Annotated in this window: 14 protein-coding genes; 7 read left to right on the top strand and 7 right to left on the bottom strand. The window is 69.8% G+C overall.

The features are described 5' to 3' along the window. Window positions 1-79 precede the first annotated feature (79 nt). The 3 genes from ACTIF1_RS02720 (at window position 80) to ACTIF1_RS02710 (ending at window position 3,206) form a co-directional block, all read left to right on the top strand. The gene (locus ACTIF1_RS02720) at window positions 80-1,867 is read left to right on the top strand and encodes a gamma-glutamyltransferase family protein (protein ID WP_439594832.1); all 1,788 of its coding nucleotides are present in this window, start codon (window positions 80-82) and stop codon (window positions 1,865-1,867) included. 76 nt (window positions 1,868-1,943) lie between these two features. Continuing rightward, window positions 1,944-2,912: a Bug family tripartite tricarboxylate transporter substrate binding protein gene (locus tag ACTIF1_RS02715; RefSeq protein ID WP_439594831.1), complete on the top strand. Its 969-nt coding sequence runs from the start codon at window positions 1,944-1,946 to the stop codon at window positions 2,910-2,912. A gap of 99 nt (window positions 2,913-3,011) precedes the next feature. After that, window positions 3,012-3,206, top strand: a complete 195-nt coding sequence (locus tag ACTIF1_RS02710; RefSeq protein WP_439594830.1) for a hypothetical protein — start codon at window positions 3,012-3,014, stop codon at window positions 3,204-3,206. Between the two features lie 42 nt (window positions 3,207-3,248). On the opposite strand, the gene ACTIF1_RS02705 is transcribed toward ACTIF1_RS02710, so the two are convergent. From ACTIF1_RS02705 to ACTIF1_RS02695, 3 genes are all read right to left on the bottom strand, one after another. After that, window positions 3,249-4,946 carry a thiamine pyrophosphate-dependent enzyme gene (locus ACTIF1_RS02705; RefSeq protein WP_439594829.1) on the bottom strand — a complete coding sequence of 566 codons (1,698 nt, stop codon included), beginning with the start codon at window positions 4,944-4,946 and terminating at the stop codon, window positions 3,249-3,251. A gap of 61 nt (window positions 4,947-5,007) precedes the next feature. Next, the gene (locus ACTIF1_RS02700; protein ID WP_439594828.1) at window positions 5,008-8,169 is read right to left on the bottom strand and encodes an efflux RND transporter permease subunit; all 3,162 of its coding nucleotides are present in this window, start codon (window positions 8,167-8,169) and stop codon (window positions 5,008-5,010) included. Between the two features lie 53 nt (window positions 8,170-8,222). Continuing rightward, window positions 8,223-9,311 carry an efflux RND transporter periplasmic adaptor subunit gene (locus tag ACTIF1_RS02695; RefSeq protein ID WP_439594827.1) on the bottom strand — a complete coding sequence of 363 codons (1,089 nt, stop codon included), beginning with the start codon at window positions 9,309-9,311 and terminating at the stop codon, window positions 8,223-8,225. Between the two features lie 300 nt (window positions 9,312-9,611). Here ACTIF1_RS02695 and ACTIF1_RS02690 point away from each other — a divergent pair, with 300 nt between their 5' ends. After that, complete coding sequence (locus ACTIF1_RS02690) at window positions 9,612-9,866, top strand: Lrp/AsnC ligand binding domain-containing protein (RefSeq protein ID WP_439594826.1); 255 nt, start codon at window positions 9,612-9,614, stop codon at window positions 9,864-9,866. A gap of 7 nt (window positions 9,867-9,873) precedes the next feature. Here ACTIF1_RS02690 and ACTIF1_RS02685 read toward each other — a convergent pair whose 3' ends face one another. Continuing rightward, window positions 9,874-10,848, bottom strand: a complete 975-nt coding sequence (locus tag ACTIF1_RS02685; protein WP_439594825.1) for a Bug family tripartite tricarboxylate transporter substrate binding protein — start codon at window positions 10,846-10,848, stop codon at window positions 9,874-9,876. A gap of 211 nt (window positions 10,849-11,059) precedes the next feature. Between ACTIF1_RS02685 and ACTIF1_RS02680 the strand changes: the two genes are divergently transcribed. Next, window positions 11,060-11,308, top strand: coding sequence for a hypothetical protein (locus tag ACTIF1_RS02680; protein WP_439594824.1), 249 nt, complete (start codon window positions 11,060-11,062; stop codon window positions 11,306-11,308). Window positions 11,309-11,315: 7 nt separating this feature from the next. Here the strand turns inward: ACTIF1_RS02680 and ACTIF1_RS02675 are convergent, their stop codons facing one another. From ACTIF1_RS02675 to ACTIF1_RS02665, 3 genes are all read right to left on the bottom strand, one after another. After that, window positions 11,316-12,812 carry an amidase gene (locus ACTIF1_RS02675; RefSeq protein WP_439594823.1) on the bottom strand — a complete coding sequence of 499 codons (1,497 nt, stop codon included), beginning with the start codon at window positions 12,810-12,812 and terminating at the stop codon, window positions 11,316-11,318. Between the two features lie 39 nt (window positions 12,813-12,851). After that, complete coding sequence (gene ggt / locus ACTIF1_RS02670) at window positions 12,852-14,459, bottom strand: gamma-glutamyltransferase (protein ID WP_439594822.1); 1,608 nt, start codon at window positions 14,457-14,459, stop codon at window positions 12,852-12,854. A gap of 76 nt (window positions 14,460-14,535) precedes the next feature. Further along, the gene (locus ACTIF1_RS02665) at window positions 14,536-15,297 is read right to left on the bottom strand and encodes an SDR family NAD(P)-dependent oxidoreductase (protein WP_439594821.1); all 762 of its coding nucleotides are present in this window, start codon (window positions 15,295-15,297) and stop codon (window positions 14,536-14,538) included. A 104-nt stretch (window positions 15,298-15,401) separates the two neighbouring features. Between ACTIF1_RS02665 and ACTIF1_RS02660 the strand changes: the two genes are divergently transcribed. Both ACTIF1_RS02660 and gpt read left to right on the top strand, forming a co-directional pair. Continuing rightward, window positions 15,402-15,740 (top strand): tRNA-binding protein, encoded by a 339-nt coding sequence (locus ACTIF1_RS02660; protein WP_439594820.1) that lies wholly within the window; start codon window positions 15,402-15,404, stop codon window positions 15,738-15,740. Between the two features lie 124 nt (window positions 15,741-15,864). Next, entirely contained in the window at window positions 15,865-16,350 is a 486-nt protein-coding gene (gene gpt / locus ACTIF1_RS02655; protein ID WP_439594819.1) for a xanthine phosphoribosyltransferase, read from the top strand. Window positions 16,351-16,352 lie beyond the last annotated feature (2 nt).

The raw sequence follows: 16,352 nt of genomic DNA, 5'->3' as shown, positions 1-16,352 counted from the left end.
ATATTGACCGTGACGCTTCTGCCTGCGCCTATCGCCGATCTCAAGAAGCCCTCAAGACGCCAGACGGAATTGCCCCCGAATGTTCACGACGCGCCCCGAGATCGCCGGCACCTTCGGTGTCGTCGCCTCCACCCACTGGATTGCCTCGCAGGTCGGCATGGCGGTGCTGGAGCGGGGCGGCAATGCTTTTGACGCGGCGGTGGCCGCCGGTTTCACCCTTCAGGTGGCGGAGCCGCATCTGAACGGGCCGGGCGGCGACTGCCCGATCATCATCCACGACGCCAAGGCCGGGGCGCAGCGCGTGATCTGCGGCCAGGGCGTGGCGCCGGCGGGGCTGACGGTGGCGCATGTGAAGGGCGAGCTGGGCCTGGACCTGATCCCCGGCACCGGCTTCCTGCCCGCCATGGTGCCCGGTGCCTTCGATGCCTGGGCGCTGATGCTGCGCGACTACGGCACCTGGTCCCTGCGCGACGTGCTGTCCTACGCCATCGGCTATGCCCATCGCTGCATCCACTATGTGCCGCGCGTGGTCGCCACGCTGAACACGGTGAAGCCGCTGTTCGAATCCGAATGGCCGACCTCGGCGGAGATCTGGCTGCGCAACGGCGGCCCGGTGGCCGGCGGCCTCTACGCCAATCCGACGCTGGCAAGGACCTGGGAGCGGGTGCTGCGGGAGGCGGAGGCGGCGGGCCATGACCGCGTGGCGCAGATCGAGGCGGCGCGGAATGCCTGGTATGGCGGCTTCGTCGCCGAGGCGATCGGGGACTTCTTCGCGCGTGACGCGCTGCTCGATGCCTCCGGCCAGCGCCACAAGGGCGTGCTGACGGCCCACGACATGTCCCATTGGCGCGCCAGCACCGAGGCCCCGCTGCGCCGCGACTATCGCGGCCACACCGTGCTGAAATGCGGCGTCTGGAGCCAGGGCCCGGCCATGCTGCAGACCCTCGCGCTGCTCGAGGGTTTCGATATCGGCGCCATGGACCCGCTGGGCGAGCAGTTCGTCCACACCGTCATCGAATGCATGAAGCTGGCCTTCGCCGATCGCGAGGCTTTCTACGGCGACCCCGACTTCGTCGATGTGCCGATCCACCACCTGCTCTCCGACGAATATGCGGCAGAGCGCCGCAAGCTGATCGGCGAGGCGGCGAGCCTGGACCTGCGCCCCGGCACCCTGCCCGGCCTCGCCACCCCCTGGGTGGACCACGACGCCGCCAGCCGGATCGAGATGCTGACCCGCGCTCCCGGCGCCGGCGAGCCCACGGTGGCGCGCCTTGGCGTCTCGGGCGCGGATACCTGCCATGTCGATGTCATCGACAGCCAGGGCAATATGGTCTCGGCCACGCCCTCCGGCGGCTGGTTCCAGTCCTCCCCGGCGGTGCCGGGGCTGGGCTTCTGCCTCGGCACGCGCGGGCAGATGTTCTGGCTGGACGAGTCCCTGCCGAACGGCCTGAAGCCGGGCAAGCGGCCGCGCACCACGCTCTCCCCCGCCATGGTGCTGAAGGACGGCCGCCCCTGGATGAGCTTCGGCACGCCGGGCGGTGAGCAGCAGGACCAGTGGCAGCCCATCATGCTGTCCCGCATGGTGGATCACGGGCTGAACATCCAGCAGGCGATCGACGCGCCCGCCTTCCACACGGAACACTGGCCGAGCAGCTTCTGGCCGCGCGTTGCCCGCCCCGGCAAGGTGGTGCTGGAAGGCCGCTATGCGCCGGAAGTCGCCCGCATGCTGACCGCCCGCGGCCACCAGGTGGATATGGGCGGCGAATGGTCCGAGGGGCGCCTGAGCGCGGCGCGGCAGGAGGAGGATGGCCAGCTTTTCGCCGGCGCCAATCCGCGCGGCATGCAGGGCTACGCCGTCGGGCGATAGGCCGGCCGGCGGGGCTTGCCGGCGGCCCCCATCTTGCATCCAACTGGGCGGTTCATGGCCCTTCTGGAGTCGCATGATGCTTCGCCGCCGTCACCTGCCCACCCTTGCGGCAGGTCTGCTCGCCACGCCCGCACTGGCCCAACCCGCCTGGCCCGCGCGGCCGATCCGCCTTGTGGTCCCCTACCCGCCCGGCGGTGCCAGCGACATCGCCGGGCGCCTGCAGGCGCAGGCCCTTTCCGAGGGGCTGGGCGTGGCCGTGGTGGTGGACAACCGCGCGGGCGCCGGCGGCACCATCGGCACGGCGCATGTCGCCCAATCGGCCCCCGATGGCTATACGGTGATGCTGGCCAGCCCCTCCTCCCACCTCGGCGCGCCGCTGCTGTTCAAGACGCCGGGCTATGAGGGCGTGGACGACTTCACCGCCATCGCCAGCTTCGCCACGGGCACGGCGATGGTCTGCGTCCATCCCGGCCTGCCGGTGCGGAACATCCCGGAGCTGGTGGCCTATGCCAAGGCCAATCCGGGCAAGCTGAACTACGGCTCGGCGGGCGCGGGCGGCGCCAACCACATGCTGGGCGTGCTGTTCATGCAGCGCACCGGCACGGAGCTGACCCATGTGCCCTATCGCGGCGCGGCGCCGGCCCTGGCGGATCTGATCGCCGGCAATATCCAGCTGGTCTTCGACAGTTTTGCCGGCATCATCCCCACGGTCCGCGCCGGCCAGGTGCGGGCGCTCGCGGTCACCAGCCCGACGCGCTGGCCGCTGGCACCGGAATTCCCCACCGTGCAGGAACAGGGCGTGGCGGATTACGACCTGCCGAGCTTCTCCGCGCTGATGGGGCCCCGCGGCATTCCGGAGCCGATCGTGGCGCGCATGAACGCCGCGATCAACGAGGGGCTGAAGAAGCCCGCGATGGTCGAGCGCCTGGCCGCCAATGGCAACGCCCCCTTCCCCGGCACGCCCGCCGAGCTCGGCACCCTGCTGCGGACTCAGCGCGCGCTGTGGCAGGAGCTGGTGCGCTCCACCGGGCTGCAGCCGGAATAGGGCGATAGAAAGGGCCTCTCCCGGCGAGAGGCCCTGCGCAACTGGTGTGGTGACAAGGGCCTGTTGTAGAAACTTGTCCACCACAGCAGGAGCAGGACCATGTCCGCGGAACACCCCGCCCAGCCGCTTGATGATGCCGCGCTCACCCAGGTCGTGGGCGGCATCAGCGTCGTGCCGCAGACCGGGACCTATACCCCGGTGCAGCCGGGGGAGCCGATCTTCGTCGATCCAGGCCAGGGCGATGGCGGCGCGGCTGGCGGCGAGAGCGATGAGCTGATCCAGGTCGATCCCTGACCCTGAGCCGGGCTGGAGGAGATCCAGCCCGGCGGGCCCGCCTCAGGCCTTCTGCGCCTGCGCCCGCAGCTGGGTGATGGTGGCGCGGTTGGTCACCTGCTCCGGGTTCATGCGGATCTCGATGATCGCCGCCTTGCCGCTGGCCTTGGCGCGCTGGAAGGCGGGCACCAGTTCGTCGGTGGCCTCCACAACCTCGCCATGGCCGCCGAAGGCCTCGATGAAGCGGGCGAAATCCGGGTTGGTCAGCTTGGTGCCGGAGACGCGGCCGGGATAGGTGCGCTCCTGGTACATGCGGATGGTGCCGTACATGCCGTTGTTGAAGACCAGGATGATGGGCGCGGCGTTGTGGTGGAAGCAGGTCGCCATCTCCTGCCCCGTCATCAGCGCGCCGCCATCGCCGACGAAGCAGACCACGGTGCGGTCGGGATGGGTGATGGCCGCGCCGATCGCCGCCGGGATGCCGTAGCCCATGGCGCCGTTCGTCGGGCCCAGGAAATCCTGGCCCTCCCGGACATGCATGAAGCGGTTGGGCCAGGTGGCGAAGTTGCCGGCATCCGAGGTGTAGATGGTATCCGCCGGCAGCACCTTCTCCAGTTCCTGCAGCGCCACCGCCAGGTTCAGCGGGCCCTCATACTCCGGCGCCTTGGCCTGCGCCTCCCGCTGCGCCCGCACCGCCTTGCGCCATTCGCCCCAGCGCGGCTGCGCGATGCGCGGCAGGGCGGCGGCGGCACTCGCGAAAGCGTTGACATCCGCGGTGATGCCCAGCGCCACGCGATGCACCCGGCCGATCTCGGCCTGGTCCTGGTGGACCTGGATGATCGGCTGGCGCCCGGCGAAATCGAACAGGGTGTAGCCCTGGCTGACGGGCTCGCCGAGGCGGGTGCCGAAGGCCAGGATCAGGTCGGCCTCCCGCGCCTTGGCGACCAGCCCGGCATCGGCGCCGACGCCGAGATCGCCCGCATAATGGGCGGAGGTGCCGTCGAACAGGCCCATGCGGCGGAAGGACACGGCCACGGGAATGTCGTTGCCCACCAGGAAGTCGCGGATGGCGGCCTTGCCTTCGGTGGTCCAGCCGCTGCCGCCCAGGATGGCCAGCGGGCGCTCCGCCTTGCCCAGCATCTCCATCATCCGGTCCAGTGCCGCCGGCGCCGGATGGGCCGGCATGACCGCGCCCGGCCCGATATCCGGCACGCTGGCCAGGTGCTTCTGCATTTCCTCCGACAGCGCCACCACCACCGGGCCCGGCCGCCCGCTGGTCGCGACGTCGAAGGCATGGGCGATCAGCTCGGGAATTCGGGAAACCTCGTCGATCTGCGTCACCCACTTGGCGATGGGGCCGAAGAAGCGGCGGTAGTCCACCTCCTGGAAGGTTTCCCGGTCGGTCTCGTTCATGGGGATCTGGCCGACCAGCAGGACCAGCGGGGTGCTGTCCTGGAAGGCGACATGCACGCCGATGGCGGCGTGGCAGGCACCCGGGCCGCGGGTCACCACGGCCACGCCCGCCTTGCCGGTCAACTTGCCATGGGCCTCGGCCATATGGACTGCGCCGGCCTCGAAGCGGCAGGTCACCAGCTCGATGCGGTTGCGCTGGTTGTAGAGGCCATCCAGCAGGTCGAGGTAGCTTTCGCCCGGCACGGCGAAGACATGCGTCGCACCATTGGCGACCAGCGCATCGGCGAGAAGCTGGCCGCCGGTGCGGGGTTCGATGCCGTTGGAACTTTGGACTGCCGCATGCGCCACGCCGGACTCTCCCGAAGATGTATTCGGGAGGATTTAGCGCGGCGCGCCGCCCGCGCCTACCTCACTCAGCCGGCGCGGGGTGGTGCACCGGCTGCTGCCGCTCCAGCTCCGACAGCTTCTGGGCGATGGCGCCGATCGGCTTGGTGAAGGGCGCCAGCAGCAGGTACAGCGCCGGCACGGCATAGAGCGTCAGGATGGTGGAGAAGGTGACGCCGCCGACGATCACCACGCCCAGCGCCTCCCGGCTCTCCGCCCCCGCCCCCGTCGCCATGGCCAGCGGCAGGGCGCCGAAGGCGGTCGCGATGGAGGTCATCAGGATCGGCCGCAGCCGGGCGACCGAGGCCTCCATCACCGCGTCATGCACCGAGAGGCCCCGGTCGCGCAGCTGGTTGGCGAATTCCACCACCAGGATGCCGTTCTTCGCCATCAGCCCGATCAGCAGCACCAGGCCGATCTGGCTGAAGATGTTCAGCGTCAGGCCGGTGACATGCAGCGCCAGCAGCCCGCCGGTGACGGCGAGCGGCGTCGACATCAGGATGATGAAGGGGTGGATGAAGCTCTCGAACTGCGCCGCCAGCACCAGGAAGACCACCAGCAGCGCGAGGGCGAAGGTGATGTAGAGCGCGCCGGAGCTTTCCTTGAACTCCAGGCTCTGGCCGCGATAGCTGATGCGCGCTTCCGGCGGCAGCACGTCCCGCGCCACGCCCTCCATGAAGGCCAGCGCCTCCCCCAGCGTATAGCCGGGGGCGAGCGAGGCGCTGATGGTGATGGCGCGCACCCGGTCCTCGCGCGACAGGCTCTGCGGCCGGGCGCGCTCGGTCAGCGTCACCACATTGGACAGCGGCACCAGCCCGCCCTGGGTGGAGCCGGAGCCCGCGATCAGGCCGAGCTGCCCGCCATTGCTGGTCCGGACGAAGATGTTCTGCAGGTCATAGGGGCTGGCGCGGTCTTCCTCCCGCGCCTGCAGCAGGATCTTGTATTCCTGCCCGGCCTCGACATAGGTGCCGACCTCGCGCGAGCCCAGCATGGTCTCGATGGTGCGGCCGATGGACTGGATGGAGACGCCGAGCTCCGCGGCCTTGCGGCGGTCGATCTCGACGCGGATCTCGGGCTTGGTCTCGCGGAAATTGCTGTCGAGGTTCAGCAGGCGCGGATTCTGCCGGGCGCGTTCCAGGAAGGCATCGCGCCACTGCACCAGCACGTTGTAGTCCGGCCCGCCGATGACGAATTGCACCGGCGGCTGGAAGCCGCGCTGGCCGAGCGAGGGCGGGTTCAGCGCGAAGGCGCGCACGCCGGGAATGCCGAGCAGTCCCGGCATCATCTCCGCCGCGATCACCTGCTGCTTGCGGTCGCGCTGGTCCCAGGGGGCCAGGCGCATGAAGATATTCGCCTGGTTCGCCTGGGCCGGGCGCTGGAAGCCGCCGACGGTGGCAAAGAGCGAGGCGATCTCGCCCCTCTCCACGAAGGGCCGCAGCACCCGCTCCACCCGCTCCACATGCTCGTTGGTATAGGTGAAGGAGGCGCCCTCCGGCCCCGTGGTCGGGATGATGATGACGCCGCGATCCTCGGTCGGCGCGAATTCCTTGGGCAGGACGACGAAGAGCAGCGCGGCGAGCGCGGTCAGCGCCGCGACCGCGCCCATGGTCAGCACGGGCGCGGCCAGCGCCCGGCGCAGCGTGGTGCGCAGCACCCAGTTCATGCCGAGGAAGAAGGGCTCGGTCCAGCGCACCAGCCAGCTTTCGCCCTCATGCGCCTTGAGCAGCTTCGAGCACATCATCGGCGTCAGCGTCAGCGCGATGAGGCCGGAGAAGAGCACGGAGGCCGCCAGCGCGAAGCCGAATTCGGTGAAGAGCCGCCCGGTATTGCCGCCCATGAAGGACAGCGGCACGAAGACCGCGATCAGGACCAGCGTGGTGGCGATGACGGCGAAGGCGATCTCCCGCGCGCCGCGGATGGAGGCGAGCAGCGGCGCCTCCCCCTCCTCGATCCGCCGGTGGATATTCTCCAGCACCACGATGGCGTCATCCACGACGAGGCCGATGGCCAGCACCAGCCCCAGCAGCGTCAGCACGTTCAGCGAGAAGCCGAGGGCCGCCAGCGCGATGAAGGAGGCGATGATGGAGACCGGGATCGCGACGGCCGGGATGATGGTGGCGCGCCAGGAGCGCAGGAAGAAGAAGATCACGACGACCACGAGGATCAGCGCGATCATCAGCGCATGCTCCACCTCGTAGATCGACTGCGCGATGAAGGTGCTCTCGTCGTAACCGATCACCACCTCGACGCCATCGGGGATGCTGCTGCGGATGCGCTCCACCTCCGCCTTCACGCCATCCGCGACGGAGAGCGTATTGGCGGTGGACTGCCGCAGGATGCCGAGGCCGATGCCGAACTTGCCATTGATGCGATAGCCGCCGCGGGTATCCTCCGGCGCCACCTCCACCTGCGCCACGTCGCCCAGCAGCACCTGGCCGCCGCCGGTGCGGGCCAGCACCACCTGGCGGAACTGCGCCGGGTCGCTGATGCGGGTATCGGTGCGCACCGTCAGCTCGCGCGCATTGCCCTCGATCCGGCCGCCCGGCAGCTCGATATTCTCGCGGCGGATCGCATCCTCCACGTCCTGCACGGTCAGGCCGCGCGCGGCCAGCGCCTGGCGGTCCAGCCAGATGCGCATCGACGGCTTGCGCTCGCCCAGCACCAGCACCTGCGCCACGCCCTCGACGATCGCCAGCTGGTCGGCGAAGCGGCGGCGGGCGATCTCGGTCAGCTCCATGCCCGAGAGCTGGTCGGAGGTCAGCGCCACCCAGAGGATGGGCCGCGCATCACCATCCACCTTCTGCACCACGGGCGTATCCGCCGCATCCGGCAGGCGGGCGAGCGCGCGCGCCACGCGGTCGCGCACGTCATTCGCCGCGGCATCGACGTTGCGGGAGAGCTGGAACTCCATGGTGACCTGGCTGCGCTCGTCGCGGGAGAGCGAGGTCATCACCTTGATGCCCTCGATCCCCGCCACCGCGGCCTCGATGATCTCGGTAATCTGGGTATCGATCACGCCGGCGGAGGCGCCGAGATAGGTGGTGGTGATGGAGACCACGGGCGGGTCGATGGCCGGATATTCGCGCACCGGCAGCTTCATCAGGGAGGCGAGGCCCAGCACGATGAGCATCAGGCTGATCACGGTCGCGAAGACCGGTCGCTTGATCGAGACGTCCGAGAGCACCATCGAGCGGCTTCCCTGGGGCTAGGTCTTCGGGGCGGGCCTGGGGCAGCCGGCCCTCAGGAGGTCGGGCGGGCCATGGTCTCGGTCACGCGCACCGGGGCGTCGTTGCGCAGGCGCTGGATGCCGCGCACCACCACCACGTCGCCGGGCTCGACGCCCGACAGCACCTCGACCTCCCCGCGCAGGCGCTGGCCCAGGCGGACCTCCAGGCGCTTGGCGCGGTTGTCGCGGATGGCATAGACGAAGCTGCGGTCGCCCAGCGGGTCGATCGCCTCTTCCGGGATCAGCAGGGCATTGGCGCGCGTCGCCAGCACCAGCTCCACCGTCATGAACAGGCCGGGCTTCAGCGCCTCATCCGCATTGTCGAATTCGCTGATGACGCGGACGGTGCGGGTATTGGCGTCGATCCGCGTGTCGATCACCGCGACGGTGCCGGTGAAGCGGCGGTCGCCGAAGGCGCTGCTGCGGGCGGTGACCTGGCTGCCGACCTGCACGCGGGCCAGGAAGACCTCCGGCACCGCAAATTCCACGCGGACGCGGGCGATGTCGTCCAGCGTGGTCACCACCGTGCCCGGCTGCACCAGCGCGCCCAGGCTGACCTGGCGCAGGCCGACACGGCCGGCGAAGGGGGCGGCGATGCGCAGCTCCTCCAGCCGCGCAGCGGTGGCGCGGACGCGGCCTTCCGCCTGGCGGCTCAGGGCCTCCAGCGTCTCCAGCCGCTGGGCGGCGATGGACTGCCCGGGCTGCAGCTGCCGGGCCCGCTGCACCTGGCTGCGGGCATCGTCGTATTGGGCGCGGGCCTGGTCCAGCTCGGCGCGCAGCGCGGAGGCCTCCATATCCACCAGCATGTCACCGGCGGCGACCTTCTGGCCTTCCTCGAAGCGGATATTGGTGATGATGCCGGTGACCTTGGCGGTGACGGCCACCGCATTGCGCGCCCGCACCGTGCCGACGGATTCCGTTCGGTCCACCACCGCGCCGGTCCGCACCGGGGCCACCGCGACGCCGATCGGCCCGCTCGGAACGCCGCGCTGCTGCGCTGTCGGTGCCGCCGCCTCCAGCCCCACCAGGGCCAAAGGACGCGGCAGGCCGAACTGCTCGCCATAGATGTGCCAGGCCGCGCCAACCCCGACGATGAGGGCCATGACGGCAAGCTGGGAAGATGTGCGCATGCGACCCCAGTTCAGACAGCGTTGGCCCGGCAGAAGTCCCGGCCGGGAGGACAGCCTTCACCCCTTTGGCACCCCTTCGGCGCCCGCTGCAAGATCGTTATGGATGGGCCACGACGGACTGCTCCGCGCAAATGACCCACGATCCGGGATTTTGCAAGACAGGCTTGAAGAGTGTCGCGCAAATTCCATGCAAGTGCCATGCCTCCCCGCGCCCCTTCCCGCCGCGCGCCCGGCGGGCCAATCTGCCGGCCCTTGAAGCCAGGAGAGCAGCCGATGCGAGCCATCTTCGTCATGGTGAAATGCGAGATGGGCCAAGCCTACCGCGTGGCGCGGGAAATGGCGGATGGCATCCCCGAGCTGTCGGAAATGCACTCCACCAGCGGCCAATATGACCTGCTGGGCAAGTTCTACCTGGAGCCGGACCAGGATATCGGCCTTTTCGTGGTGGAGCGGGTGCAGACGGTGGCCGGGGTGAAGGACACCTATACCCTGCAGACCTTCAACGCCTTCTCCGGCGGGAAGGGTTGAGCCAAGCTCAACCCATCCGCTGGATGCGCCCGTGCCGCAGCGCCTCTGCCCAGGCTGCATCGTCGTTGACGAGGAATTGGGCAAAGGCGGCGGGGGGCCGCAGATCGGCCTCCAGCCCCAGGGTCTGGAAGCGCTGCACCAGGCCGGGGTCGCGATAGGCGGTGGCGACCGCCGCCTGGATGCCCTCGGCCACCGCGGCCGGCATGGATTTCGGGCCGAACATGCCGACCCAGCTGGAAATGTCGTAGCCCGCCACCCCGCCTTCCTGCGCCGTCGGCACCTCCGGCAGCAGCGGCGTGCGTTGGGCCGTCGAGACACACAGCACCCGCACCCGGCCGGTGCCCAGATGCGGCATGGCGCTCGCCGTGCTGGTCCAGCCGCAGGGCAGGTGGCCGGCGACGATATCGTTCATCATCAGCCCGCCGCCGCGATAGGGCACATCCTCCATCTGCACGCCGGCCAAGCGCGCGAATTCCGTGCCGGCGAAGCGGGTCACCGCCTCCGTCTGGCCGAAGCCGATGGCATTGGGCCGGGCGCGCGCCGCGGCCAGCAGGCCTGCGAGATCCGAGAAGGGCTGCGCGGTGCCGGAGACCATGACCAGGGTCTGGATGGTCATCTTCGCGATCGGCTGGAAATCGGCCAGCGGGTCATAGGCGAGATTGCCCATGACATACTTGTTCAGCGTATGGGTCGAGGTGACCATGCCGATGGTGGTGCCGTCGCCCTCCGCCTTGGACAGCGCCTCGCTGCCGATGGCGCCATTGGCGCCCGGCCGATTCTCCACCACCACCGGCTGGCCGATGATCGGCCGCAGCGTCTCCGCCACCGCGCGGGCCAGGATGTCCGTGCCGCCGCCGGGCGGATAGGGCAGGATGATGCGGACGGGGCGGCCGGGATTCCAGGGCGCCTGGGCGCGGGCCGCGGGGGCCAAGGCGAGCAAAGCGGGGGCCGCCAGCAGGAAGCGGCGCGTGGTCTTCGTCATCGGGCGTCTCCGGTTGGGCGCACCATGTCCGGATGGCCGGGCGCCCTTGGCCGCCACATTAACCCGCCCTGGCGTCACGCCAAGGCTGGGCGGCCCACCATCGCATGAAACGCCCGCCATGCGGCCGCCATCTTCCGCACGCCATCGCCTTGGCCGCGCCCTGCCCCCGCCGCAGCGACCGCCGATAAGGGGTGCCGTGGAGGATCAGATCATGCGCGTGCTTCCCGGCCTCGCCCTCGCTGCCAGCCTTCTGCTCGGTGCCTGCCAGAATCCGGATGGCACGCTGAACGTGCCGGCTTCGCTGGCGCTGGGCGCCGGCGCGGCGCTCGGCGTGGCGGCGCTGGCCTCGGCCAATGACAACAGCCATCGCCACCGCGGCTATGACCGCCGCTCCTACGGCTATTCCCGGCCCTATTACGGCCGGGACTATGGCTATAACCGGGGCTATCGCCGCTGGTAAGCGGTCCCTAGCCCCAGGTGCGGAACTGGGGCATGCCGGAGATCGGCGGCGCCGCCTTCAGCGCGGCGATATCCGGCACCGGGCGCATCAGCCCGGCATCGCCGGCCACCGCCGCCTCGATCGCGGCCGCCACCGCCATGACCTTCGCATCGCCGCCGCGCGGCCCCACGATCTGCAGGCCGAAGGGCATGCCGGCCTCGTCCACGCCGAGCGGCAGGCTGATGGCGGGGTGGCCCACCAGGGTCACCGCATAGGCCAGGGCCAGCCAGTGGAAATAGGTCCGGGTCGGCTGGCCGTCGATCTCGGCCGGGTAGAGTTCCGTCCAGGGGCGCGGGCTGATGGTGATGGCCGGGCTGATGATCACGTCGTGGTTCTGGAAGAACTGCTGCCAGACGCGATAGATGCGGGTCTGCTCGCTGGCGGCGCGGGCATAGTCCGCGAGCGTATAGCGCAGCCCCTCCTCGACATTGGCGATGACATTGGGGCCGACATCCTGCGGCCGGGTGCGCACCTTCTCCGCATGGCTGGCGATGAAGCCGGCGGCGCGCAGCACCTCGAAGGCCTCGTCGGTGCCACGGCAATCGGGGGTCGCTTCCTCCACCCGGCCGAAGAGCGGGCTCAGCGCGGCGACGCGGCTGGCGAAGACGCGGCGGATATGCTGCTCGGTCGGCGCGAAGCCGAAATCGGGCGTCGCGGCGACGCGCAGGCTGCCGAGGTCGATGCCCATGGGCGGGAAAAGGTCGCGGTCGCCGCCGCGCACCCGGCGGCCTTGCAGGGTATAGGCCAGCGGGTCCACCGCGCTGTCATCCGCCATGGCGGAGAGCAGCAGCGCCGCATCGGTCGCGGTGCGCGCCATCGGGCCCAGCACCGGCAGCGCCGACCAGCCATGGCCGCGCCGTTCCGCCGGCACCAGGCCGGGCGAGGGGCGGTAGCCGACGATGCCGTTGAAGGCCGCCGGGTTGCGGAGCGAGCCGCCCGTGTCGCTGCCCGAGCAGATCGGGAACATGCCGCAGGCGAGCGCGACGGCGGAGCCGCCGGAGGAGCCGGCGGCGGAGCGCGTCGGGTCGAAGGCATTGCCCGTCGCGCCATAGACGATGTTGCGCGTATTGGCGCCGGCGCCGAATTCCGGGGTGTTGGTCTTGGCCGTGACGATGGCGCCCGCGGCGCGGATATTCGTCACCATCGCCTCATCCCGGGTCGGGATGTGGTCGGCAAAGATCGGGCTGCCCCAGGTGGTGCGCAGGCCCTGGGTCTCCTCCAGGTCCTTGATGCCGATCGGCAGGCCATGCAGCGGGCCGAGCTTCTGGCCCGACATGACGGCGGCTTCGGCATCCTTGGCGGCGGCCCGGGCGCGGTCCTCATCCAGCGCGACCACCGCATTTACCGCATGGTTCACCGCGGCGATGCGGCCCAGGCAGCTCTCCAGCAGCTCCACCGGTGAGAGCTTTTTCGCTCCGATCAGACGGCGGGCCTCGACGGCGGTGAAGTCGCAGGGTTCGGTCATGCGGGTAAGGGTCCTTTTCCTGGGGGCGCGCGGTTCGGCTCAGTAGCCCATCGCGCAGCCATCCTTGCGCGGGTCGGAGCCGCCGACCAGGCAGCCGCGGGCGCGATCGATCAGGATGGCCTGGCCGCCGCCATGCGGCTTGTCGATCAGCGCCACCTCGTGGCCCAGCCGGTTCAGCCGGTCGATCACGCTGGCCGGGATGCCGCGCTCCACCTGCACCTTGCCCTGGTAGGGGAAGAGGCGCGGCGCATCGAGGCTTTCCTGCACGTCCAGGCCGTATTCGAAGTGGTTGGCGAGGAACATGGACTGGCCCATGGGCTGGTAGTGCCCGCCCATCACGCCATAGGGCATGATCGCCTCGCCGTTCTTCATCACCATGCCGGGGATGATGGTGTGCATCGGGCGCTTGTTCGGCGCGATGCAGTTCGGGTGGCCTTCCTGCAGCCGGAAGCCGAAGCCGCGGTTCTGCAGCATGACGCCGGCCTTCTCGGCGAAGATGCCGGAGCCGAATCCCTCGAAGAGCGAATTGATGAAGGAGCAGGCATTGCCGTCCTTGTCGACGACCGAGAGGTAGACCGTGTCCTTGTGCTTCTGCCAGTCGGCATGGCCGGCCTCGGGCATCTCGGCCATCGCCTTCTCGTCGCGGATCAGCTTGGCCAGGTCGGTAATGTAGTTTTCGGACAGCAGGCGCTGCAGCGGCACCTCGACCTGGGACGGGTCAGCCAGGAAGGCGTCGCGGTCGCGATAGGCGAGGCGCGCGGCCTCGATATGGCGGTGGAAGCGTTCGGCGCTGAGCGGGCCCTGCTCTGCCGTGCCGAGCTTCTCGATCATGCCGAGGATCATCAGCACCAGCAGGCCGGACCCGTTCGGCGGGCACTGGAAGACCTCCATGCCGCGCCAGGCCCGGCTGATCGGGTCGACGAATTCGGCAACCGTCGCGCCGCGGGCGAAGTCTTCCTCGGTATGGGTGCCGCCGGCGGCGCGCAGCGTCGCGACCATGTCGGCGGCGATGGCGCCCTCATAGAAGGCGCGCGCGCCGTGCTTGCCGATGGCGCGCATGGTGGCGCCGAGCGCCGGGTTCACGAACTTGTCGCCCAGCGCATAGGCGGCGCCGTCCTTCAGGAAGTGCTTCGCCGCGCCCGGGTGCTTGGCCAGCTTGGCCGCGGAGGAGTCCCAGTCCGAGGCGACGCGGCCGGAGATGAAGAAACCTTCCTCGGCGTAGCGGATGGCCGGGGCCAGGATCTCCTCCAGGCTCTTGCGGCCATGTGCCTTGTTCAGCGTCACCCAGGCCGAGATGGCGCCGGGGACCGTCACCGAATGGGCGGAGGTCGGCACCATGGCCGTCAGCCCCGCCGCGCGCAGCGCCTCCGGCGTCGCGCCCATCGGCGCGCGGCCCGAGCCGTTGAGCGCGATGACCTTGCCGGTCCCGGCCGGGGCATACAGACAAAAGCAGTCGCCGCCGATGCCGGTCGATTGCGGCTCCACCACGCCCAGCACGGCGCAGGCGGCGATCGCCGCATCCAGCGCATTGCCGCCGGCGCGCAGGATATCCAGCGCGGCGAGGGTCGCCTGCGGCATGGAGGTCGCGGCCATGCCATTGGCGGCATAGACGGCGCTGCGGCCGGGGGCGTGGAAGTCGCGCTTCATGCTGGGGGCACCTTGCAAATTGTTGACAGTGTTTTGGCGCCGGAGCGGCCTTCCGGCAAGACGGGGGCCTGGGCGGCTAGTGCGTCAGCGCGCCGCCATCCACCACCAGGCTGGTGCCGGTCACCATGGCGCTGGCGGGGCTCGCCAGGAAGACGATGGCGCCCATGAGATCCTCCACCGTCATGATGCGGCCGAGCGGCATGCGGCGGATCTGGCTGGTGCGGATCTTCTCATCCGCCAGGAAGGCCTGGGTCAGCGGGGTCTCCACGAAGCCCGGCGCCACGGCATTCACCCGGATTCCCTTGGGGCCGAGCTCATAGGCCATGGCCTTGGTCAGGCCCTCGATCGCGTGCTTGGTCGCCGTATAGACGGTGCGATTGGCGCCCGCGACGTGCCCATTGACCGAGGAGAGGTTGATGATGGCCCCGCCCCTGCCCTGCCCGACCATCCCCTGTGCCACCGCCTGCGCCACGGTGAACATGGCGCGAATGTTGAGGTCCAGCAGACGGTCAACGGAGGCATCCGGCACCTCGAGAAACGGCTCGCGGATATTGGTGCCGGCATTGTTCAGCAGGATGTCGAAAGGCTTCTGGGCCGCCACCAGGGCGCGCACGGCGGCGCGGTCCGTCACGTCCAACGGCAGCGCCTGGGCGGCATGGCCGGCGGCGCGCAGTGCCGTGGCGGTCTCCTCCATCTCCTCCAGGCTGCGGGCGGCCAGCACCACCTCCGCCCCCGCCGCGGCCAGCGCCACGGCCCCGGCGCGGCCGATGCCCTTGCTGGCGCCGGTCACCAGGGCACGCAGCCCGTCCAGGCGGAAGGTGGGTGTCACAGGCAGCATGGCGGGCGCTCCTCGGCCGGAATCTCCCGAAGCCCATGCGCCGGGCGCCGGCATCCTGCAACCCCGCGCCTTCCCCCGCGGCCCGGCACAGGCTAGGGAGAGGCATGGAACCCATCTCCTTCGACGATTTCGAGAAGGTTGATATCCGCGTCGGGACCATCATCGACGCGCAACCCTTCCCCGAGGCCCGCAAGCCGGCCATCCAGCTCTGGGTGGATTTCGGCGGCGATCTGGGGGTGAAGAAATCCTCCGCCCAGCTCACGGTGCACTATACGCCGGACCGGCTGATCGGCCGCCAGGTGATGGCGGTGGTGAACTTCCCGCCCCGCCGCATCGCAGGTTTCGCGAGCGAGATCCTGGTGCTCGGCGTGCCGGACGATAATGGGGCGGTGGTGCTGCTGAAGCCGGACCTGAAGGTCCCGGACGGCGGCAAGCTGTTTTGACGCCGGACCTCTTGGCAATATGCGGCGGCAAGCTGTTTTGACGCCGGACCTCTTGGCAATACGCGGCGGCAAGATGTTCTGACGCCGGATTTCCGACCAACCTCTGCCTGCAGGATACGAGACAATGGCGCCGCGCTACTACACGGTGACCTGGGACCAGCTGCATCGGGACGCCAAGGCGCTGGCCTGGCGCCTGGTGGAACGCGGCCCCTGGAAGGGGATGGTCGCCATCACCCGCGGCGGGCTGATCCCGGCCGCGATCATCGCCCGGGAGCTGGACTGCCGGCTGATCGAGACCGTCTCCGTGGTGACCTATGACGAGGAACACCGCGGCGAGCCGCAGGTGGTGAAGCCCCCCGCCGCGGCGCTGGAGAGCCTGGGCGAGGGCTGGCTGCTGATCGACGACCTGGTCGATACGGGCACCACCGCCCGCCTGGTGCGGTCCATGCTGCCCAAGGCGCATTTCGCCACCGTCTATGCGAAGCCCGCCGGCAAGCCGACGGTGGATACCTTCATCACCGAGGTGAGCCAGGATACCTGGATCCTGTTTCCCTGGGACACGGAGCCGCAGTTCATCGCGCCCATCGCCAAGGCGCATGCGGGGAAGTAGGT

Origin of the sequence: Falsiroseomonas sp. (assembly GCF_051860665.1) — a bacterium.
GTDB lineage: Bacteria > Pseudomonadota > Alphaproteobacteria > Acetobacterales > Acetobacteraceae > Falsiroseomonas.
Note: the sequence above shows the minus strand (reverse complement) of the source record. Positions and strands in the feature narration are given on the sequence as shown.